The 21,548-nt window shown below is 56.7% G+C and carries 18 protein-coding genes and 1 pseudogene; 12 read left to right on the top strand and 7 right to left on the bottom strand.

Annotated features, from left to right (window positions below; genetic code table 11):
- Positions 1–1,347: an SrfA family protein gene (locus M2422_RS02765; RefSeq protein ID WP_064672617.1), complete on the bottom strand. Its 1,347-nt coding sequence runs from the start codon at positions 1,345–1,347 to the stop codon at positions 1–3.
- Positions 1,348–1,630: 283 nt separating this feature from the next.
- Here M2422_RS02765 and M2422_RS02770 point away from each other — a divergent pair, with 283 nt between their 5' ends.
- Entirely contained in the window at positions 1,631–3,229 is a 1,599-nt protein-coding gene (locus tag M2422_RS02770) for an ABC transporter substrate-binding protein (protein ID WP_032656839.1), read from the top strand.
- 101 nt (positions 3,230–3,330) lie between these two features.
- On the top strand, positions 3,331–3,564 hold the full coding sequence (locus M2422_RS02775; RefSeq protein ID WP_064672616.1) for a YdcY family protein: 234 nt from the start codon (positions 3,331–3,333) through the stop codon (positions 3,562–3,564).
- A 3-nt stretch (positions 3,565–3,567) separates the two neighbouring features.
- On the opposite strand, the gene M2422_RS02780 is transcribed toward M2422_RS02775, so the two are convergent.
- Positions 3,568–4,017, bottom strand: a complete 450-nt coding sequence (locus M2422_RS02780) for a DMT family transporter (protein ID WP_033145681.1) — start codon at positions 4,015–4,017, stop codon at positions 3,568–3,570.
- Positions 4,014–4,532 (bottom strand): GNAT family N-acetyltransferase, encoded by a 519-nt coding sequence (locus M2422_RS02785; protein ID WP_063408838.1) that lies wholly within the window; start codon positions 4,530–4,532, stop codon positions 4,014–4,016. Before M2422_RS02785 ends, M2422_RS02780 begins: the two co-directional genes overlap by 4 nt.
- Before the next feature lie 148 nt (positions 4,533–4,680).
- On the opposite strand from M2422_RS02785, the gene M2422_RS02790 reads away from it, so the two are divergent.
- The 3 genes from M2422_RS02790 (at position 4,681) to M2422_RS02800 (ending at position 7,286) form a co-directional block, all read left to right on the top strand.
- A complete protein-coding gene (locus tag M2422_RS02790; RefSeq protein ID WP_069302889.1) occupies positions 4,681–5,256 on the top strand; it encodes an XRE family transcriptional regulator in 576 nt (191 codons plus the stop codon).
- 65 nt (positions 5,257–5,321) lie between these two features.
- Positions 5,322–6,362: an NADP-dependent oxidoreductase gene (locus M2422_RS02795; RefSeq protein ID WP_047060971.1), complete on the top strand. Its 1,041-nt coding sequence runs from the start codon at positions 5,322–5,324 to the stop codon at positions 6,360–6,362.
- A gap of 255 nt (positions 6,363–6,617) precedes the next feature.
- Positions 6,618–7,286, top strand: coding sequence for a GntR family transcriptional regulator (locus M2422_RS02800; RefSeq protein WP_023311981.1), 669 nt, complete (start codon positions 6,618–6,620; stop codon positions 7,284–7,286).
- 119 nt (positions 7,287–7,405) lie between these two features.
- Here M2422_RS02800 and pqqU read toward each other — a convergent pair whose 3' ends face one another.
- Positions 7,406–9,520, bottom strand: coding sequence for a TonB-dependent receptor PqqU (pqqU, locus tag M2422_RS02805; protein WP_064672614.1), 2,115 nt, complete (start codon positions 9,518–9,520; stop codon positions 7,406–7,408).
- 242 nt (positions 9,521–9,762) lie between these two features.
- Between pqqU and M2422_RS02810 the strand changes: the two genes are divergently transcribed.
- Positions 9,763–10,824 (top strand): YncE family protein, encoded by a 1,062-nt coding sequence (locus M2422_RS02810; protein ID WP_064672613.1) that lies wholly within the window; start codon positions 9,763–9,765, stop codon positions 10,822–10,824.
- A 49-nt stretch (positions 10,825–10,873) separates the two neighbouring features.
- Here the strand turns inward: M2422_RS02810 and ansP are convergent, their stop codons facing one another.
- Together ansP and M2422_RS02820 are read right to left on the bottom strand one after the other, a co-directional pair.
- The gene (gene ansP, locus M2422_RS02815; protein ID WP_023311978.1) at positions 10,874–12,370 is read right to left on the bottom strand and encodes an L-asparagine permease; all 1,497 of its coding nucleotides are present in this window, start codon (positions 12,368–12,370) and stop codon (positions 10,874–10,876) included.
- A gap of 304 nt (positions 12,371–12,674) precedes the next feature.
- Positions 12,675–13,589, bottom strand: coding sequence for a LysR family transcriptional regulator (locus M2422_RS02820; RefSeq protein ID WP_064672612.1), 915 nt, complete (start codon positions 13,587–13,589; stop codon positions 12,675–12,677).
- Positions 13,590–13,701: 112 nt separating this feature from the next.
- On the opposite strand from M2422_RS02820, the gene M2422_RS02825 reads away from it, so the two are divergent.
- Positions 13,702–14,100, top strand: a complete 399-nt coding sequence (locus M2422_RS02825; RefSeq protein ID WP_023311976.1) for a cupin domain-containing protein — start codon at positions 13,702–13,704, stop codon at positions 14,098–14,100.
- Here the strand turns inward: M2422_RS02825 and M2422_RS02830 are convergent.
- Positions 14,097–15,632 carry a methyl-accepting chemotaxis protein gene (locus M2422_RS02830; protein ID WP_064672611.1) on the bottom strand — a complete coding sequence of 512 codons (1,536 nt, stop codon included), beginning with the start codon at positions 15,630–15,632 and terminating at the stop codon, positions 14,097–14,099. The genes M2422_RS02825 and M2422_RS02830 overlap by 4 nt on opposite strands.
- Before the next feature lie 345 nt (positions 15,633–15,977).
- On the opposite strand from M2422_RS02830, the gene M2422_RS02835 reads away from it, so the two are divergent.
- From M2422_RS02835 to M2422_RS02855, 5 genes and pseudogenes are all read left to right on the top strand, one after another.
- Positions 15,978–16,517 (top strand): AAA family ATPase, encoded by a 540-nt coding sequence (locus tag M2422_RS02835; protein ID WP_064672946.1) that lies wholly within the window; start codon positions 15,978–15,980, stop codon positions 16,515–16,517.
- A 110-nt stretch (positions 16,518–16,627) separates the two neighbouring features.
- Positions 16,628–17,629 (top strand): LLM class flavin-dependent oxidoreductase, encoded by a 1,002-nt coding sequence (locus M2422_RS02840; RefSeq protein ID WP_032656861.1) that lies wholly within the window; start codon positions 16,628–16,630, stop codon positions 17,627–17,629.
- Complete coding sequence (locus tag M2422_RS02845) at positions 17,626–18,747, top strand: amidohydrolase (protein ID WP_064672610.1); 1,122 nt, start codon at positions 17,626–17,628, stop codon at positions 18,745–18,747. The genes M2422_RS02840 and M2422_RS02845 overlap by 4 nt, the downstream gene beginning before the upstream one ends.
- Positions 18,748–18,763: 16 nt before the next feature.
- Positions 18,764–21,027 (top strand): annotated as a pseudogene (locus tag M2422_RS02850) (NtaA/DmoA family FMN-dependent monooxygenase).
- Positions 21,028–21,036: 9 nt separating this feature from the next.
- Positions 21,037–21,546 carry a GNAT family N-acetyltransferase gene (locus M2422_RS02855; RefSeq protein WP_032656866.1) on the top strand — a complete coding sequence of 170 codons (510 nt, stop codon included), beginning with the start codon at positions 21,037–21,039 and terminating at the stop codon, positions 21,544–21,546.
- The last annotated feature ends 2 nt before the right edge of the window (positions 21,547–21,548 follow it).

Here is a 21,548-nt window from a genome sequence, read left to right on the forward strand (position 1 = left end):
TCAGGCACCTGCTTTCTTGAACGTCAGGGGAACGACGGTATTGGCATCATAACGGGCGCGACATTCTGCGATATCGCTGGCGCCTGCTTTACAGGCAACCTCCGGCATCGGGTAGCGGGAGCCGTCGGTGCAGCGGGCTGTACCGCGACTTTTAATCATCAGCTCGCCGTTGCTGTGCAGGCCGGAGAACACTTCCGCGCGGCAGACAACGTTGTCGCCATGGACAACCCGGGCGAAGCCCTTATTGTTCTGGATCTGATAGCGCATTGACGGCGGCTTGCCGGTAACCGGATCTTTCACGTCGAGAACCGCACGCCAGGTACCGTTCAGGAAACGCGTCGATCCCGCTTTCACCTGATTCGCTTCCATCACCATGGCATCTTTCGGGATGGCGACAATCACCACCGGGGCAGCCTGTGGCGCAGGCGCAGGCGCAGGCTCTTTTTCTTTGCTTGCCAGGACCTCTGCCTGATGCAGCGGTAATTTCATGGCCAGCGGCTCAACCGTTTTGATCGGCTTTGGCGCAATCTCTACGGGCTGAGGTGCGGGCACCGGGGCGGGCTCAGCGGAAGGCGACTGTTTTGGCCACAGCAGCGGTGCGGCAATGGCGGCAACGATCGCGACGGCAACCGGCAGCGTCCACAGGGGAACGCGGCGCTTTTTCGCGACGATCGGCACAGCCGGTTCCTGAACGGGTTGCGCAACGGCCGGGGCCGGTTCAGGCTCATACAGATCTTCCGGCGTGATACGCACCACCGTGGAAGGGGCGATCAGCGGTTCGTCGGCGTGTTCAAAGGCCACCACCGGTTCTGGCTCAGGCTCGGGTTCAGGATCTTCAATCACAACGGGGGCGGGCTCAGGGACCAGCGATTCACGCAGGCAGTCGAGGACATCGTCGCGCGCATTTTCGTTCAGGTTTACAAACCCCCAGAAGCTGATGACCGGCTTTCCGTCCACCAGGAAGAGGAAGTTTTCACCCGGGAACTGAAACGCCTTTGACAGCAGAGACCCAAAAAGCTGCTGCGCGGTTTTGGGCGACTGGAGGCATTTTTTGCTTAACGACTCAACGCTGGCTAGCGTGTTTTCCAGATAGCGCAGGGCGCGATAACGGTCATCTTCATCGGCCGCTTTCCAGCTGGTTACGCTCCCTTCAACGGGGGAATACCAGTCCACGCGGTCACCGCTGTCGTTGACCTGAGGAATAGCCAGACAGTCGACGATGGCCTGTTGTTTGCGCAACCGGAGCGCTTCCCGGATTTGTAACGCTGATTCAAAAACGGCTTGTCCGCCGCCGCCAACGGCCTGAAAGTCATCCAGGTTACCGCTGCGTAAAAGAGTTTTTGCCACGATTTGATCCCATATACTTCTTCACACCGTTACTTTAACGAAACGAGGAAGCAACCAAACGGGGGAAGAGACGCTAAAAGGACCGATTTCTTGCGGCATAGAAAGTGACGGTTGTGCTTGACGAATAACGGCCCTTAAGGCAAATCACCTTTTCGGGCGCTGGCTGTTAAAACAGCAAAAAACGCGGCTTTAGAATAACCTGATAGTGTTTCGTTATTTGCCAGGTCATATCGCCTGTGCTGTTATTACTGTCTTATATAATAAAACTGTCAGGGTTATAACCATGTCTACAGGGAAAACACTGCTCGCCCTTGCGCTGAGCGCGCTGTTACCAGCCGGTGCCGCATGGGCGGCGAACAACGACACCCTTATTTACTGTTCTGAAGCGTCCCCCGAGTCCTTCAACCCGCAAATAGCCAGCTCTGGCCCGTCTTTTGTGGCCAGTTCTCAGGTGCTTTACAACCGTCTGATCAATTTTGACCCGGTGAAAAACACCCCGGTCCCGTCGCTGGCGGAGTCCTGGACGATTTCGCCGGACGGTAAGACCTATACCTTTGCCCTGCGCAAAGGGGTGAAGTTCAACAGCAATAAATACTTCAAACCGACGCGCGACTTTAACGCCGATGACGTTATTTTCTCGGTTCTGCGTCAGAAAGACCCTAAACACCCGTATCACAACGTGTCGCAGGGCAACTACGAATACTTTAACGATGTCGGGCTCGATAAGCTGATTCAGGACGTGAAAAAGGTCGACGACTATCACGTTCAGTTCACCCTCAGCGAGCCTAACGCCGCGTTTCTGGCCGACTGGGGGATGGATTTCGCCTCGATTCTTTCCGCCGAATACGCCGACGCGATGCTGAAAAAAGGCACGCCTGAAAACGTGGACACCTGGCCGATTGGTACCGGGCCTTATGTCCTGCAGCAGTACAAGGTAGATTCGCTGATTCGCTACGTCGCTAACCCGAACTACTGGGAAGGCGAGGTGCCGACGAAACATCTCATCTTCTCCATCACGCCGAATGTGGAAACCCGTCTGGCGAAGCTGCAGACCAACGAGTGCCAGATTATTCCTGCACCGTCCCCGGTTCAGTTTGACGCCATCAAGAACAACAAAGACCTGACGCTGCACTCGGTCGATGCGCTAAACGTCGGCTATCTGGCGTTTAACACCGAGAAAAAACCGTTTGATAACGTGCTGGTGCGCCAGGCGCTTAACTACGCGACCGACAAGAAGGCTATCGTCAATGCGGTCTTTATGGGTTCCGGTACGGTGGCAAAATCGCCGATCCCGCCAAATATGCTGGGCTTTAATAAAGACCTGAAGGACTACAGCTACGATCCTGAAAAAGCGAAAGCGCTGCTGAAGCAGGCGGGGCTGGAGAAGGGGGCGGAAGTCACGCTGTGGTCAATGCCGGTTCAGCGTCCGTACAACCCGAACTCGCGTCGTATCGCGGAGATGATCCAGAGCGACTGGGCGAAAGTCGGCGTGAAGGCCAAAATTGTCTCTTACGAGTGGGGTGAATATCTCTCCGGAATGCGTAAAGGCGAACATGACTCCGCGCTGTTTGGCTGGATGTCCGATAACGGCGACCCTGACAACTTTGCCGACGTGCTACTGGGGTGCAACAGCATTAAAACCGGATCAAACGCCGCGCGCTGGTGCGATAAGGGTTATGATGATCTGGTGCAAAAAGCGAAGCTGACCAGCAGCCCGGCCGAGCGTGCGAAACTCTACGGCCAGGCGCAGGAGATTTTCTACCAGCAGGCGCCGTGGATCGCACTGGCAAACGGGAAAACGTTCTATGCAACCCGCAGCAACGTGACCGGATACAGCGTGAGCCTGATGGGCAGCGATTTCTCTAAAGCGAAGCTGAACTAAGCGTTTTATCGCCGGGTGGCGGCTACGCCTTACCCGGCCTACATTTGGACCCCGTAGGCCCGGTAAGCGTAGCGCCACCGGGCACATAACAAGGAGTGACAATGTCACATTTAAATGAAGTTACCGCCCGTGTGGATACCGCCATCGAAGAGAGCGTGATTACCCACATGAATGAACTGCTGATCGAATTAAGTGATGATGCAGAGCTCAGCCGTGAAGAACGCTACACCCAGCAGCAGCGTCTGCGTACCGCGATTTCGCACCACGGTAAGCAGCATAAAGAGGAGTTGGACGCGCGTGAGGAACAGCTGACCAAAGGCGGCACCATACTGTAACGTTCAAAACTGGCGTCGCGCCACCAGCCAGGCCCCGACGACCAGCATCACCGCGCCGCACACCGGGCCAATCAGGGCGCGGAGCGGAATGCCGTTGCTTCTCAGCACGTCCATCACCAGCCCGCCAATCAGCTGGCTTGCTACCAGCACGGCGATAGTCGTGGCCGCGCCAACGTTCTGATACCCGCTGATGCTGGCAAACACGAAAAATGACCCCAGCAGCCCCGGGATAAGCGTCCACCAGCGCACCGTTGCGGCCAGCTCGCTGAATCCGGCTGCGCCCTGTTTCAGCAGCAGAATGCTGACAAACAGCACAATGCCGACCAGGGAGTTCAGCAGCATCGCGATAAGGATCGTGGAGGAGGACTGGGTGATGCGCACCATTAAGGTGTTTTGCACCACCAGACCAATTCCCGCCGCCACCAGAAACGCCAGGGTCAGGGATTGATTCATGGGATGGCGTCCGGATCGCTGCGCTCGTCCAGCTGCAGCTGCATAAAGGTTAAGTCCAGCCAGCGGCCAAACTTGGTTCCCACCTGCGGCATCTGCCCAGTGGTGACAAAACCAAGCGTTTCGTGGAGGTGAATCGAAGCATGGTTTTGCGCTTCAATACCGGCCACCATCACGTGTTTGCCGATGGCGCGGGCCTCGTTTATCAGCGCGATCATTAGCGTGCGGCCAATACCTTTTCCCTGATGGTCCGGGTGGACGTAGACCGAATGTTCGACCGTATGACGGAAACCGTCGAAGGCGCGCCAGTCGCCAAAAGAGGCGTAACCGGTGATCGCTCCGTCTTCCTCGCTCACCAGAACCGGGTAACCCGCGAGCGTGCGCGCCTCAAACCACGCGATTCGGTTATCGGTATCGACGGTTTTATCGTTCCAGATCGCGGCAGTATGCAGCACCGCGTGGTTGTAGATTTCGCCTATCGCAGCGCAGTCTTCCTTGCAGGCATGACGAACGATCATGATTAACCCTCTGTGTGTTGTTTACTATAGTATTACGTTATTCCTACGATATTACACAATCGTATCGCCCGATCGCTACGGCATAAGCCATATTTTTTTGTTATCAAAAGCCCATTGAAATGCCGTTCATACACTATAGTATGACGTCATGAACACCATAACAGACACAATGAATCAACGGATTAGCGCAAGAATTCGCCTTGAACGCGAGTCTCGCGGATGGTCCCTGAGCGAGCTTGCTGACCGGGCAGGGGTCTCGCGCGCGATGATCCACAAGATAGAGCGCGGAGACAGCAGCCCGACAGCCACCTTGCTGGCCCGCCTGTCAGGCGCGTTTGGCATCAGCATGTCCACGCTCATTGCCCGGGCCGAAATGCAGGAGGGCAAGCTGCTGCGCCTTGCAAACCAGCCCGTCTGGCGCGACCCTCAGACGCACTACCTCCGCCGCCACGTTTCTCCCCGCACCGATCTGCCCATCGACCTTGTTCAGGTTGAACTGCCCGCGGGCAGCGATGTTCCGATGCCTGCATCTTCTTACGCGCTGGCACGTCAGCTTATCTGGCTCCAGTCCGGCGAGCTGGTGTTTCAGGAGGGCGATACGCGCCACGAGATGCTCGCCGGAGACTGTCTCGAGCTGGGGCCGCCAAATGACTGCCGGTTCATCAACGAAACGAATGAAACCTGCATCTATCTGGTTGTACGGCTTAACCAGTCTGCCTCGTAATGCTAATGCGATAACGCCGTTCGTGAGCCAGGCTGTAATGACATTTGCACCAGAAGGAGATCCCGATGAATCAACCTGTTTCGCAAAATCGCCGCTGGGTACTGGCCTCCCGTCCTCAGGGTGCGCCGGTCGCGGAAAATTTTCGTCTCGAAACGCAGCCGGTTCCCGCCCCGGCTGAAGGGCAGCTTTTGCTGCGTACCGTCTGGCTGTCGCTGGACCCGTACATGCGGGGGCGCATGAGCGATGCGCCATCCTATTCACCACCGGTTGAGCTGGGCGCGGTGATGGTGGGGGGAACGGTCAGCCGCGTTGAGCAGTCAAATCATCCCGACTTCAAAGCCGGGGAGTGGGTGCTGGGCTACAGCGGCTGGCAGGAATATGAACTCTCGGACGGCAGCGGCCTGGTGAAGCTGGGCGAAAATCCGTCACATCCTTCCTGGGCGCTGGGTATTCTGGGTATGCCGGGCTTTACCGCCTATATGGGATTGCTGGATATCGGGCAGCCAAAAGCGGGCGAAACGCTGGTGGTCGCCGCGGCGACAGGCCCGGTTGGCGCGACCGTCGGGCAGATCGGTAAAATCAAAGGTTGCCGGGTGGTCGGGGTCGCCGGTGGGGCTGAAAAATGCCGCCATGCCGTTGAGGTCCTCGGGTTTGACCTGTGTCTGGATCACCACGCGGCCGACTTTGCCGAACAGCTGAAACGCGCCTGTCCGCAAGGAATTGACGTCTATTATGAAAACGTCGGCGGGAAAGTATTTGACGCCGTGCTGCCGTTACTGAATACCTCCGCGCGCGTGCCGGTGTGCGGCCTGGTGAGCGGCTACAACGCGACGGGCCTGCCCGAGGGGCCGGATCGCCTGCCGCTACTGATGGCGACCATCCTGAAGAAACGCATTCGTATGCAGGGCTTTATCATCGGCCAGGATTACGGTCACCGCATTAAAGAGTTCCAGGAAGCAATGGGACGCTGGGTGCAGGAGGGCAAAATCCACTATCGTGAACAGATAACGGACGGGCTGGAGAACGCGCCCGAGGCGCTGATTGGCCTGCTCGAAGGGCGTAACTTCGGCAAAGTCGTGATTCGCGTCGCGGGTGACAATAAATAAACAGCATTATGGCGGGGTTTCCCGCCATATTTATTTGTGAAGATACGATATATTGTCTTTAATTAATGGACATGGCATTTCGCGCCCGCATCCCGGATGGGCCCGGAACCAATAAAAAAAACAAACTTTACTTTTTTGATGTTTTTACGTACTTCCCACCACCAGGCATGACGATACAGGATATATCGGACCAGCGTCGTTTTATTAAAACTGGCGTTTAAAAATAGCATTAAGTTTTAGCTACAGGAATTGAACATGCTTGATTTGGACCACTTAGAAAAAGCCCAAAGGGTCAGTCTTACCATGCAAGTTGAACACAGTTTGAAAGGAGCGTTAATTACAGGCTCACTCAAACCTGGGGCACGACTGATTACGAAAGAGATTGCCGATAAATTAGGAACCAGTATTACCCCTGTTCGCGAGGCGCTGTTGCGCCTGGTGTCATCAGGGGCGCTACACGCCACGCCGGCGCAGGCATTTCTGGTTCCGGAGGTCACGCTGGAGCGCTATAACGAGATTAACGCTATCCGCAAGCAGCTTGAGCCGATGGCGGTCGCCGCGGCCTGTCAGAATATGTCTGATAGCAAACTGGAGGCGTTGCGCAAATTGTCGGATGCCTTTCATGAGGCCATGCGCAACGGGAACGTCCAGCAGGCATTGCATGCGAATCGCGTCTTCCGGTTTACGCTTTATCAGTATGCGGAAATGCCTACGCTTAATGCCTTAATTGAGCAGCTGTGGGTGCGCATCGGGCCCTGTATGAACTATCTACATCAGGAGCTTAACGACATCAAAGCCTCGACATATCACTATGACGAACTGCTTTCCGCCCTGGAGCGAAGAGATGTTGTTGCCTGCCAGAAGGCGATTGATAAGGTGATTGATGAAGCGAATTTGCTTTTACAGCGACAATATTTTAACTAAGAGATTATTTAGCAGAGCGACTATATTTCGCCCCTAATTATTTATCTGGTGAATAACTCCTGATGGTTTATTGCCATCAGGAGCGTTATTTCATTAATTAAATAAACTTTTCTTATCGCTTACTCGAAGCGATAAGAGACCGACAGCCCGACCCCGTAGTTACGGCCTGGTGCAGGCTCGTAATAACGACCGTTTGACTCGTTGACAATAACCGAGCCCGCGTACTCTTTATCGAACAGGTTATCGACGCGGCCAAAGACGTCCATGCCCCAGCTGCCGTAGTTGAATTTATACCCGGTGTTCAGCCCGACCACCGTATACGACGGCGCTTTCGCCGTATTCTCGTCGTCGGCCATGATATCGCTCATGTAGCGCACGTCTGAACCCGCGTACCAGCCTTCCTCCGGCTGCCAGCCAAACGAGGCGTAACCCATGTTGCGGGCAATGCCCGGCATCCGGTTACCGTTACAGTCTGCGTCGCTGCAGACGTTAGTCCGGTAGGTGGCATCCAGGTAAGTCCACGCCATCTTCAGCTTCCAGTTCTCGGCAAACTGCTGGTCGAGGGAGACTTCCACCCCCTGACGACGGGTTTTACCGGCATTTTTATAGCTGGTACGCCCGCCAGAGCTGGCATCCACCACGATCTCATCATCCGTATCGGTGCGGAACAGCGCCGCGGTCAGCAGGCCATTGCCGATGCGGGTTTTGCTGCCCACTTCATACGTGTTGTTGGTGGACGGCTGCAGGCCGATGTTCAGGCCGCCCTGGTTATCGGCGCGATAGGAAAGCTCGTTGATGGTTGGCGTTTCGAATCCACGCCCTGCGGCAGCGTAGAGGTTCCATGCGTCCGTCACCGCATACTTCACGGAACCGGCCGGGAGCCACTTGTGATAGCTCGCGTCACCGCTGTCATCGCCGTTGCCCGGCGTAACGTAATGGTCGTTGGAATCAAACCAGACCGAGCTGTAGCGCACTCCCGCATCTACCGACAGTTTCTGCGTCAGCTGCCAGCTGGTTTGCAGGTAAGGGTCAACGTTCCACATCAGGTTACGTTCGTTTCGACGCTTGTCACCCTTCACGCCGTAATCCGGCACGCCGTTGTTCATCACGAAGTTCTCGTATCCGCGACGATCTTCGCTCAGGTTTTCGTAGTTCAGGCCGGTAGTAAACGTCACCGGCACCAGCAGCTCGCCGCGGTGTGTCCAGCGGGTATCCACGCCCTGATAGTGTCGCTGCATATCAATCACGCCGCCGGAGTGGGAGGCTTTCAGCTGCGGCTGATACGGAATCGACTGGTACTGCGTCATTTCACGCTCGCCGGCGTACATCATCACGCTGAGATCGTCCTGGGTGCTGAGCTGACGATCGTAGCGCAGACCGGCCTGGGTCTGCTTGATGGTCTTGCGGGTGTTGTACTGAGCGCCGCGCGGAGACTGACGCGGATTGTTCTGCCACTCCTGATAGCTCAGCCCGCCCGGATCGTTGGCCTTCATGTCCACGCTGTTAAAAATCAGCGTCAGCTTGCTGACGTCGTCAATGCGCACGCCCAGTTTGGCGTTAGCGAGGTTTTTCCGCGCGCCGCTGTGGTCGCGGTAGCCTTTGGTGGTGAAGCGGGTGGTGGAAACGGTGTAATCCACATCGCCCGCGTGGGTGCCGTCACCCATCGCGCCGGTGGCTTTCATGCCGTAGCGCCAGGTACCGTAGCTGCCGTAATAGCTGCTGGCTTCAATGGTCGGCGGCTGCTGCCCGGTCTGGGTGTTGATGTTAATCACGCCGCCGGAGGCGTTGCCGTACAGGGCAGAGAAGGGGCCGCGCAGCACTTCAACGCTCTCCACGCTGGAGAGATCGATGTTGGAGGTCTGGCCCTGTCCGTCCGGCATGGTGGCAGGGATACCGTCGACATACATACGGATACCGCGCACGCCAAACGTTGAGCGGGCACCAAACCCACGCATTGAAAGCTGGAGATCCTGGGCATAGTTCTGGCGGTTCTGAATTTGCAGTCCCGGGACGCTGCCAAGAGATTCAGACAGGTTGATGCGCGGCGCGGCGTGGCGCATGTCATCGCCATTGACGACGCTGACCGCGGCCGGGGTATCCAGTTCCGATACGGTTTGCGGCGTGGCGCTGACGATCATGGTCTGTTCCTCCGCGCTCATTGCGGTTAGCGGCGCGAAAATAACGGGAACCAGCAGCAGCGGGAGAGAAGCCTTACGGGCAGAAATGATTTTCATGAATAAAACCGGTTGTGGTGTATAAACGAACCAAATGGAACATGTCCATACATGTTAAAGGTTTTGTAAATGTTTTGAAAACTATAACCGCACATTGCGTTAATGAAAGGCGAAGCGCGAAAGAAAAACTCCACATTCAGTTCATTAATGATTACTATTCTCATTATCAAAAGGCAATGCCATGACGTTGCCTGCCGGAAGTGATGTCAGCCCAACCCCCTCTTTTCAAAAAAGGAATTGTTATGTCTTTACGTCATCTGTGCTCGCCGCGTCTGAGCCTGTCACTGCTGTCTGCCACTTTACTGCTTGCCGGGACGTTCCAGGTGCATGCCGCCGAAGAGGTGCTGCGTAAAGCTGTGGGCAAAGGGGCGTATGAAATGGCGGTCAGCCAGCAGGAGAATGCGCTGTGGGTGGCGACCTCGCAAAGCCGCAAAACCGATAAGGGCGGAGTTATCTATCGACTTGACCCGGTCACGCTGGACGTGACGCAGGCGATTCATAGCGATCTCAAACCCTTTGGCGCCACGCTCGACGGCGCGACGCAAACCCTGTGGTTTGGCAACACCATCAACGGCGCTGTGACGGCCATCGATGCGAAAACGGGCGACGTGAAAGGGCGTCTGGTGCTTGATAATCGCCAGCGCAGTGAAACCGTCAAACCGCTGCAGCCGCGCCAGCTGGTGGCGGATGACGCGAGCAACACGATTTACATCACCGGCGTCGGCAAAGAGAGCGTGATTTGGGTGGTGGATGGCGCCACGCTGAAGCTGAAAGAGACCATTGCCAATACCGGTACGTACAGCACCGGTCTGGCGCTGGATGCGCAGGCGAAACGCCTCTATACCACGAATGCGGACGGCGAGCTGGTAACCATAGATACGGCCACCAATAAAATCCTGAGCCGCAAAAAGGTGCAGGATGACGGTAAAGAGCACTTCTACCTGAACCTCAGCCTCGATACCGCCGGCCAGCGCGCGTTCCTGACCGATTCAAAACAGCCGGAAGTGCTGGTGGTGAACCTGAAAGACGGCAGCGTGATCGAGAAGATCGCCGCACCTGAATCACTGGCGGTCCTGTTTAACCCGGCCCGCAGTGAAGCCTATGTGACGCACCGTGAAGCCGGTAAGGTGAGCGTGATTGACGCGAAAACGTATAAGGTCACAAAAACCTTTGACACGCCGGTCTACCCGAACAGCCTGGCGCTCTCTGCCGATGGCAAAACCCTGTACGTGACGGTGAAACAAAAATCGACTCGCCAGCAGGAAGCCACCCAGCCTGACGACGTCATTCGTATCGCGCTGTAAATAAAAAAAGGGAAGGCATTTGCCTTCCCTTTTTGATGCTTACGGACGCTTAACGCGAGGTTTCTTCCACCAGCGGTGCGTCGTGTTTTTCATCGTCGTGATGAACCGGCGCGGTGCTGTGGATCTCGTGAACGCGCTTACGCACGCCGAACCAGCCGGCAATCAGCAGTACCGCCAGCAGCGGAATCGTTGCGATGGTGTAGGTACCGTTCGGGTAGTCAAACGCCATCAGCACCAGCACGCTGAACAGGAACAGCAGGGTGAGCCAGGAGGTCACCGGTGCGCCCGGCATCTTGAAGCTCACATCAGCCGCTTTGCCTTCTTTGATCGCTTTGCGCAGACGCATCTGGCAGACCACGATGAAGGCCCAGGAGGCGATAATCCCCAGTGCAGCCACGTTCAGAACGATCTCAAATACGCGGGACGGCACCAGATAGTTCAGGAACACGCCAAAGACGTAAACCACCAGCGTTGCCAGAATCCCCGCATAGGGAACCTGCTGCTTGCTCATCTTCGACATGAACTTCGGCGCAGAACCGCCCATCGACATGGAGCGCAGGATACGACCGGTAGAGTAAAGACCGGAGTTCAGGCTGGAGAGCGCCGCGGTCAGGACCACGATGTTCATGATGCTGCCAACGTAAGGCACGCCCAGCTTAGAGAAGAAGGTCACAAACGGACTCTGACCTGCCTGATAGGCAGTCCACGGCAGCAGCAGAACCAGCAGCACCACGGAACCGACGTAGAACAGACCGATACGCCAGATCACGCTGTTAATGGCTTTTGGCACCATGGTCTGCGGATCTTTACATTCACCTGCTGCGGTACCCACCAGTTCGATGGAGGCGAAGGCGAACACCACGCCCTGAACCAGGACCAGCGCAGGCAGCAGACCGTGCGGGAAGAATCCGCCGTTATCGGTTATCAGATGGAAGCCGGTGGCATTGCCGTCCAGCGGTTTACCGCTGCCGAGGAAGACGGTACCCACGACCAGGAACACCACGATGGCCAGCACTTTTACCAGCGCAAACCAGAACTCCATCTCCGCGAACCACTTCACGCCGATCATGTTCATGGTGCCGACAATCGCCAGCGCGCCAAGCGCAAAGACCCACTGCGGCACATCGCCAAACGCGCCCCAGTAGTGCATATACAGCGCAACGGCGGTGATATCGACAATACCGGTCATCGCCCAGTTGACGAAGTACATCCAGCCCGCAACGTAGGCCGCTTTTTCACCGAGGAATTCACGGGCGTAAGAGACGAAGCTTCCGCTGGAAGGGCGATGCAGTACCAGTTCGCCCAGCGCACGAAGAATGAAGAAAGAGAAGATCCCGCACACCAGATAGACCAGGGCGAGAGCCGGGCCAGCCATTTGCAGACGCGCACCCGCACCTAAAAACAGCCCCGTTCCGATAGCGCCGCCGATGGCGATCATTTGAACCTGACGGTTGCCCATCGCTTTGTGGTAGCCCTCTTCGTGGGAGTTCAACCAGCGACGTTTAGCAGCATGATGATCGGCTGCGCTTTTATTGCTTGTTTTCATTGAGTTACCTGTTTGCCTGTCTGAACCATTATCGTGATAGTCCTGCCTGGCAGAGCGCAATACAAACGATTGCTTCTGCGCAAACACATGTCGCCTTCCCAGTCATTCTGCGTATGGATAAGGCGAAACATGGCGAGGCATCCTACCTGCAATTCATAAGCGACGCAAAATATAACCGTGCCGAAAGTGATGCACGTCGAAGGAAATCGTGTGGTCAGAGCAGACGGCGATCACAACACGCTGAATCGTGATGAGTTTTTAGACAAAACATTTGGCGGGTTGATTATTTAATCATCAGAATCTCTTAATTATTACCAGGTGGTAAAGATTTTGACTGCTGGAGAGCATCTAACAGTAACCTGAAAGCGGTAGTGTGCTGGCGACGGCTCGGATAATAAAGGTGATACCCCTCGAAAGTAGGGCACCACGATTCAAGGACCCTGACGAGCCGTCCGTGATTAAGCGCCCCCAGAACCGACGCCTCCGGCACGTAGGCTAATCCGAGGCCATTCTCAGCGGCGTCGATGCGCTGCGACAGGCTGCTCAGCGTAAGCTGCCCCTCAACCCGAACGCGAAGCTCGCGCCCGTCGCGTTCAAATTCCCAGTGATACAGTCCGCCGCGCGTGGGCAGGCGCATGTTGATGCAGCGGTGTTCAGCAAGCTGCTCCGGCGTCTGCGGCACGCCAAAGCGAGCCAGATAATCCCTGGAACCGACCACGGCCATGCGCATATCCGGCGCTATCCGTACCGCAATCATATCTTTTGCCACCTGTTCACCCAGGCGTACTCCCGCGTCGAAACGGCCATCCACGATATCCGTCAGGCCGTTATCTACCGTCACTTCGACGTTAATCTCAGGATACTGCACCATAAACGCCTTCAGTACCGGCCAGAGCACGGCGTCCATCGCATGCTCGCCGGCGACGATGCGAACAGAACCTGCGGGTTTGTTGCGTGCGCTGCGAAGCGTCGTGAGCTCCTGCTCAATCTCCATCAAATGCGGGCTTAAGCGCGTAAAGAGCTGCTCACCCGCCTGGGTGGGAACAACGCTGCGGGTTGTGCGGGTTAAAAGGCGAACGTCGAGCCGCGCTTCAAGCTTGCGCATGGCATGACTCAGCGCCGATTGCGAGACGCCCAGCTGCGCCGCCGCGCGCGTAAAGCTGCGCTCGCGGGCGACCACCATAAAAGAGAGCAGGTCGTTGAAATTATCTTTTAGCATCGCGATTGCCTCTATTTATGAATTTCAATCATATTTCCTATCTGATTATGCACACTAATGCTCCGGATTGCTTTGCGCTACTGTTAACGCAACAGTAAACGAGGAGCATAAGATGAAAATTATCCGCAGCGGATCATTACCTTCAGCAAAAGGACCGGAAGCCTGGTTCACCGGCACCGTCCGCATTGACGCACCATTTCAGGCGAGCGAACCTGCCAGCGTCGGCGGGGCAACCGTGACCTTTGAGCCGGGCGCGCGCACCGCGTGGCATACGCATCCCCTTGGGCAAACGCTGATTGTGACGCAGGGTCGCGGCTGGTTACAGGAGTGGGGCAAAGCGGCGGAAATATTGAATCAGGGCGATATCGCCTGGATCCCACCCGGCGTAAAGCACTGGCACGGCGCAAGCGCGCAAACGGCGATGACGCATATTGCCATCGCCGAATCCGTTAACGGCAGCCCGGTTGCATGGCTGGAAAAAGTCACCGACGAGCAGTATCCGAACGGCTAACCGCCAAAAACGGCAATCGCCTGCTGCAGGCGCGTGGTGCGCTGCGTCAGGTGATTCGCCGCGTGAGTGACGTTATCCACCATCCCCGTATTGTTGTGGGTCATTGCGCCGATACGGGAGATGGATGCGTTGATGAGCGTCAGCGCCTGGGTTTGCTCCTGCGTGGCGTGGCCGATCTCCTTAATCAGGGAGGAGACCCGCAGCACGTTGTCGATCATAACCGTCAGCTGCGTTTCGGTTTGTTCTACCTTCTCCACGCCAGCGTTGACGCTGGCGACGTTTTTCTCAATCAGCGCTTTGATCTCTTTCGCCGCCGTCGCGGAGTGCTGCGCAAGATTGCGCACCTCGGCCGCCACCACGGCAAAACCGCGCCCGGCTTCACCTGCACGCGCCGCTTCCACGGCCGCATTCAGCGCAAGAATATTGGTCTGGAAGGCGATACGATCGATAACGCTGATAATATCGACGATCTGGCTGTTATCCTGCGACACGGATTGCATCATACCGATGGTCTCTTTCATCATCGCTTCACCGCGGTGGGCGCTGTCGCGGGTGCGATCCGCCATCTCCGTGGCTTCTTTCGCTGTTTCTGCCGTCTGCTCCACCGCGCTGGCGATCTCTTCCACCGCGGACGCGGTTTGCTGCAGGAAGTCTGCGGTCTCTTCTGAACGCGTCTGCAGCGCCGCACCTTCTTTCGCGACCTGCTGGCTGATGGTGCCAATCCCGCTGATTTGCGCCCCGACATCGTCAACCAGCGAATTCAGGTTCAAACCTGATTGATTGACCAGACGCATCATCAGCCCGATGTCGTCGATCCTGTCAAAATGGTAATAGTCCGTTTTACGCCCTGAAACCACGCGCTGCATCTGTTGCACAATAGATTTTACCGGACGGGCGATCTGCGCATGAAGATAATAGGTCAGGGCAATAAACAGCAGCGCCAGACTTCCCGACTGCATAAGTTTATCAGGGAATAAATACACCGCCAGGCAGGAGAGTAACGCCGTCGTCGCAATACCCAGATGGATGCGTTTACTGGTGCTGAGACATTTAAAGATCGACATAAACGAAAATAAACCGCGCCGGACCAGTAACCCTTTATAAAAGCGGTGATGTTTTAATTCGTTATTACGCGCTTTTGCATACAGTTTTTCACTGGCCGCAATCTCATCCCGTGCGGGTATATTTCGCACGGAAATATACCCCGTCAGGGATCCACCCTGCCAGACCGGCGTCACGTTAGCCCGCACCCAGTAGTGGTCGCCATTATGACGACGGTTCTTCACCAGCCCCGTCCAGGTCTCACCTTGCTGCAGGGTAAACCACATGTCGCCAAACGCTTCGGCAGGCATGTCGGGATGGCGGATGAGGTTATGCGGCTCACCCAGAAGATGTTCTTCTTTATATCCGCTGGCTTCAATAAAAGCGGAATTAGCATAGGTAATATGGCTTTTGGTATCGGTGGTCGACATTAACGTCGAACCATCGTTAAGTAAATACTCGTTTTGTGTAACGGGACTGTTACGCCTCATGAGTAACTCCATGATGATGTGCAAGAATAAAAAATGCCCGGAAAATGCTCCGGGAAGATTAATGTGATTATTTTTATATAACGCTCTGATGCATATTCTCTCTGAAATTCAGACCGCCTGAAATACCCGTCGTTCATTATTTTTAATCTGTTAATGCTAGCGAATGTAATAAAAATGAAAATATTTTCAGGGGTGTTTTTAGGCGGCACTGCAAATAAATGACATAACCCAAACTGAAAGAGCGAGATCGTCTCTCAGGAAAAATTGCCATGCTGAAATAGCGTTTCGTTAACAGGATGAAAACGCTATCATTTGGTCAGTTTTCGTTATTACAGTGAGGCTGAGGTGAAAATTAACGTCATCGGAACCAGCGGGAGCGGAAAAAGCACGCTGGCGAAGCAGATTGCAACCGAACTGGCTATTCCCTATATCGAGATGGACAGACTCTACTGGCGACCCGACTGGCAGGGAACGCCGGACGATGTGTTTCAGGAAAAGCTGGAGCAGGCGCTACAGGCTTCGCCAGACTGGGTGCTTGACGGCAACTATAACCGCACGCGGCCGGTGAAATGGCGTAATGTCGACGTGGTGGTTTGGGTCGATTATAGCTTTGCCCGCACCCTCTGGCAGGCCGTCATCAGGGCAGTCAAACGGGCCTGGCATAAGCATGAGCTCTGGCCCGGAACCGGGAACAAAGAGAGTTTCCGGCGCGCGTTCTTCAGCAGAGAGTCCATTCTCATCTGGACGATGAAAACCTGGCATAACAACCGCACGCGTTATGAAGCCGATCTGCAAAACCCGCAGTATGGGCATATTCGCTTCATCCGCATTACCCGCCGCGAGCAGGGGAAAACGCTGATTGCCGAGTTAAAGTCTTATTCTTAGCATGGTTTTATATATCTGATTTCCGGCAAACTAAATGTAAATTAATTGTTTCTCAGTGGTGAAATGCGCCTTTAATAATGTCGACATGTTAAGTCAAACGAGAACGCAACATGTCATGGCGAATCAGCATTCTGGATAAAAGCCCCATCGCTGAAAACGAAACGGCTGCCGATGCGCTGGCGCGTACGCTGGCGCTGGCGCAGCAGGCAGAAAATCTGGGCTATCACCGCTTCTGGATTGCCGAACACCACAACACTCCCCACCTTGCCAGCCCCTCACCGGAGCTGCTGATTGCCTGGATCCTCGGGCAAACCACGCGCATCCGCGTCGGATCCGGCGGCGTGATGCTCCAGCACTACAGCCCTTATAAAGTCGCCGAGAATTTCAACGTGCTGGCCGCGCTGGCGCCCGGTCGCGTGGACCTCGGCGTCGGGAAAGCCCCCGGCGGGCTACCGCTCTCAACCCGCGCGCTGCAGCAGGGCCTGAATCAAGAGGAAAAGGGCAGCTTCGCCGAACAGCTGGCCCAGCTCGATCGCTGGATCCGTCCTGAGCATCAGTCTCATGAAGAGGCCGTTCGCGCCACGCCGCTGCCGCCGCTGCCTGCAGAGGGTTTCCTGCTGGGCGCGAGTATCGATAGCGCGCTGCTGGCCGCCGGGCTCGGCTGGCACTTTGTGTTTGCCGCGCATCTGAACGGTGACCCTGACCTGCTGCGCGAGGTGGTCTCGACCTGGCGTAAGAACAGCGCGCGGGACGTGATTGTGGCGGTACAGGCGATTGTTGCGCCGACGCAGGCAGAGGCGGAAGCCCTGGCGCAGAAGGTCGAAGTGTGGGGCGTTGAGCTGGCAAACGGCCAGCGTGTCACCGTGGCCAGCGAAGAGCAGGCCTACGCCTTTGCGCGTCAGGCGGGCAGCGAGCCGGTGCGCATTGCACGTCGGGCGCAGTCGCTGCTGGCGGGTACGGCTGAATCGGTACTCGAACAGCTTAACGCCCTGCATGAAAAGTGGGGCATTGACGAATTTATCATCGACACGCCGGTCGCGGAGGGGGCAACGCGCGTCGCGTCGCTGCGCCTGCTTGCCGAGGCGCGTCTTAACAAGGAGGTCACCGTATGAGCTTTGGCGAACGGCTGATTGCCTGGCGTCGCGAGCTGCACCAGAACCCGGAACTCTCCGGCCAGGAAGTGGAGACCACAACGCGCCTGCGCCAGTGGCTGACGAATGCCGGGATCACCCCGCAGCCTTACGACCTGTCGACCGGGCTGGTGGCGGAAATCGGCTCGGGCAACAAACTGATTGCGCTGCGCGCAGATATTGATGCCCTGCCGATTGAAGAGCGCAGCGGCGTGCCGTTTAGCTCCCAGCGTGCAGGCGTAATGCATGCCTGCGGACACGATATCCACACCAGCGTGATCCTCGGCGCCGCGTTAAAGCTGAAAGAGCGGGAAGCCTCGCTTAACGGCCGGGTGCGGATCCTGTTTCAGCCTGCCGAAGAGAACTTTGGCGGTGCGAAGAGCATGGTGCGGGCCGGTGCCCTGCGCGACGTCAGCGCCATCTTCGGCATGCACAACGAACCCGGCCTGCCGGTCGGTGAGTTCGCTACCCGCGGCGGGCCGTTTTATGCCAACGTCGATCGCTTCGTGATCCGCATTACCGGTAAGGGCGCGCACGCCGCACGTCCGCACGAAGGTAATGACGCCATCGTGCTGGCGAGCCAGCTGGTGACGGCGCTGCAAAGCGTCGCCAGCCGCAACGTCAATACGCTGGATTCGGTGGTGCTGAGCGTGACGCGCATTGCAGGCGGTAACACCTGGAACGTGCTGCCGGAAAGCGTCGAGCTGGAAGGCACGCTGCGCACCCACCGCACGGAAGTGCAGCAGAACGTGAAAGCCCGCGTGGGCGAAATCGCCGCCGGGTTTGCCAGCGCCTTTAGCGCGCAGATTGATATCACCTGGTATGCCGGGCCCACCGCGCTGGTGAACGACGAGCGCTGGGCCGATTTCGCCACCTCGGTCGCCAGAGAAGCAGGCTACGAAACCCGGCACGCCGAGCTGCATATGGGCGGGGAAGATTTCGCGGTCTATCTGCAGCAGATCCCGGGGGCGTTTGTCAGCATCGGCAGCAACAGCCCGTACGGTTTACACCATCCGGCCTTCAATCCGGATGAAGCCCTAATTGAGCCCGCTGCCCGCTATTTTGCACAGCTTGCGGAAAAAGCCCTGCAACACGTTTAATTCTGAAGAGGTGAATATGTCTGCACATCGTCAACTGCGGCTCGGGACCATTTTGCATGGTGCATCGGGAAATATGTCCGCCTGGCGTCACCCTGAGGCCGTCGCCGATGCCAGCATCAATTTTGATTTCGTCAAAGCGACGGCGTTAAAGGCGGAGGAGGGCAAACTCGATTTTTTATTCGTTGCCGACGGTCTCTATATCAACGAGAAATCGATCCCGCATTTTTTAAATCGCTTTGAACCGCTGACGGTGTTATCCGCTCTCGCCAGCATCACCTCGCGCCTGGGGCTGGTGGGAACCTTATCCACCTCCTACAGCGAGCCTTTCACCACGGCGCGCCAGTTCGCCAGCCTCGACCACCTGAGCAACGGGCGCGCGGGCTGGAACGTGGTGACTTCGCCGCTGGAAGGGTCAGCGAAGAACTTTTCCCGTGAAAAACATCCCGAGCACGCGCTGCGCTATCGCATTGCGGATGAATATCTCGACGTGGTGAAAGGGCTATGGGATTCCTGGGAAGGCGACGCATTTGTGCGCAACAAAGAGAGCGGTCAGTTTTTTGACCCGGCAAAATTGCATACCCTGGACCACCACGGTGATTTCTTCCAGGTCGCCGGGCCGCTGAATATTGGTCGAACGCCGCAGGGGCGGCCGATCGTTTTTCAGGCGGGCGCGTCGGACGACGGGAAAAAGCTGGCGGCGAAACATGCCGACGCCATTTTTACCCATCACGAGACCCTCGATGAGGCAAAAGCGTTTTATCGCGACGTGAAGCAGCAGCTGGAAAGTAACGGACGCCGCGCGTCAGATTTACATATTTTCCAGGGCGTCAGCGTGATTGTGGGTAAAGACGCCGATGACGTGGAAAACCAGTATCAAACCACGGCGGCGCTGGTGTCGATTAACGATGCCCTCAACTACCTCGGACGCTATTTCGAACATCACGATTTCAGCCAGTACCCGCTCGACGAGCCGTTCCCGGATATCGGCGACTTAGGCAAAAACAGCTTCCGCAGCACCACCGATGAAATCAAGCGTAACGCCCGCGAGCGCAGCTTAACCCTGCGTCAGGTGGCGCTGGAAGCCGCCTCGCCGCGACCGCGCTTTTCCGGTACGCCGGAAGAGGTGGCCGACGGTCTGCAGGCCTGGTTTGAAGGCTATGCCGCAGACGGCTTCATCATTCAGGGCGGTACGCCGGACACCTTCCCGCGCTTTGTTGACCAGGTGGTGCCCGTTTTACAGGCGCGCGGCCTGTTCCGTACCGACTACCCGGGCACCACGCTGCGCGAAAGCCTCGGCTTAGACGAACCTAAAAACCAATACACACAACAATAAAAGAGAACCCCGCTATGCAGAAAACAACGCTTATTCTGGCGCTCGCGCTGGCCTTTACCCCTGCCGTCTGGGCAGAGAATGTGAATATTAACGGCACCGGCGTGAGCATCGAGGCCAATAAAACGCCGGTTAATACCGTCAAAAACAGCGAGGCGGTGGCACAGCTGCCGAAAGACTATCGCTTTGCCGTGCCGGGGAAATTTACCGTGGCGGTGGCGGGCCTCAATCAACCGCCGCTGACGGTGTTTTCCGACGACAACAAAACGCTGCTGGGAAGCGAGGTTGACGTCGCCCGTCTGGTCGCAGACAGCCTCGGGCTGGAGCTGAACGTGGTGCCAACCTCCTGGGAAGACTGGCCGCTGGGCGTGGCTTCCGGAAAATATGACGCGGCCATCAGCAACATCACCGTCACCAAAGAGCGTAAAGAGAAGTTTGATTTCGCCACCTACCGCAAAGATTCCCTCGGGTTCTACGTGAAATCAACCAGCCCGATCAAGTCGCTGCAGAAGGCGGAAGACATCGCCGGGCTGCGGATTATCGTCGGCTCCGGCACCAACCAGGAGGCCATCCTGCTGGCCTGGAATGCCGAAAACCTCAAGAAGGGGCTGAAGCCCTTTACCCCGATCTACACCAAAGACGATGCGGCACAAACGCTGGCGCTGCAGTCCGGGCGCGCGGATGCCTACTTCGGTCCGAACGTGATTGGCGCGTGGAAAGCGGCGCTGAACGGGAAAACTAAGCTGGTGGGTAGCGTCGACGGCGGCTGGCCGAAGGCGGCGCACATTGCCGTAACGCTGAAAAAAGGCAGCGGGCTGGTTGAGCCGGTGCAAACCGCGCTGAACGGCGTGATCAAAAACGGCGACTACGACAAAGTGCTGAACCGCTGGGGGGAAGGCGTTGAGCGTATTCCTCAGTCAGAAGTGAACCCGGCTGGCCTGGGCGATTAAGGAGGCGTGATGAGCGAACGATTTCGTGATGTTTCCCCGGAAGACGCCGAGCTTCAGCCCATTATCGAAGGGCTGTTCGGTGAATATGCCGCCCGCTACGGGGACTACTTCTCCAAAGACGCGGAAGTTGAGCTTACAGAGTGGTATTTAGCGCCGCAGGGGCTGTTTATCGTACTGGAGCGCGACGGGAAGATTATCGCCACCGGCGCGTACAAACCTTTCGACGAACGCACCGCGGAAATCAAACGCATCTGGACGGACAAAACCCTGCGTCAGCAGGGGCTTGCCGGGCGCGTGGTGCAGGAGCTTGAGCGCAGGGCGGTGCTGGCAGGATATAGCCAAATTTATCTGACAACCGGCTTTCGCCAGCCGGAAGCGGTCAGGCTCTATCTCAGCCAGGGCTATCAGGCGCAGTTCGATCTGAACCGCGATCCGGAAGAGTACAGCCAGCCGCCGTTTGACGGCCGGCTGCGCTTCACCAAAACGCTGGTACGCGAAGCGTTCAGTAAAACCGCATGAGG

Source organism: Enterobacter sp. SLBN-59 (assembly GCF_024807915.1).
Classification (GTDB): domain Bacteria; phylum Pseudomonadota; class Gammaproteobacteria; order Enterobacterales; family Enterobacteriaceae; genus Enterobacter; species Enterobacter asburiae_B.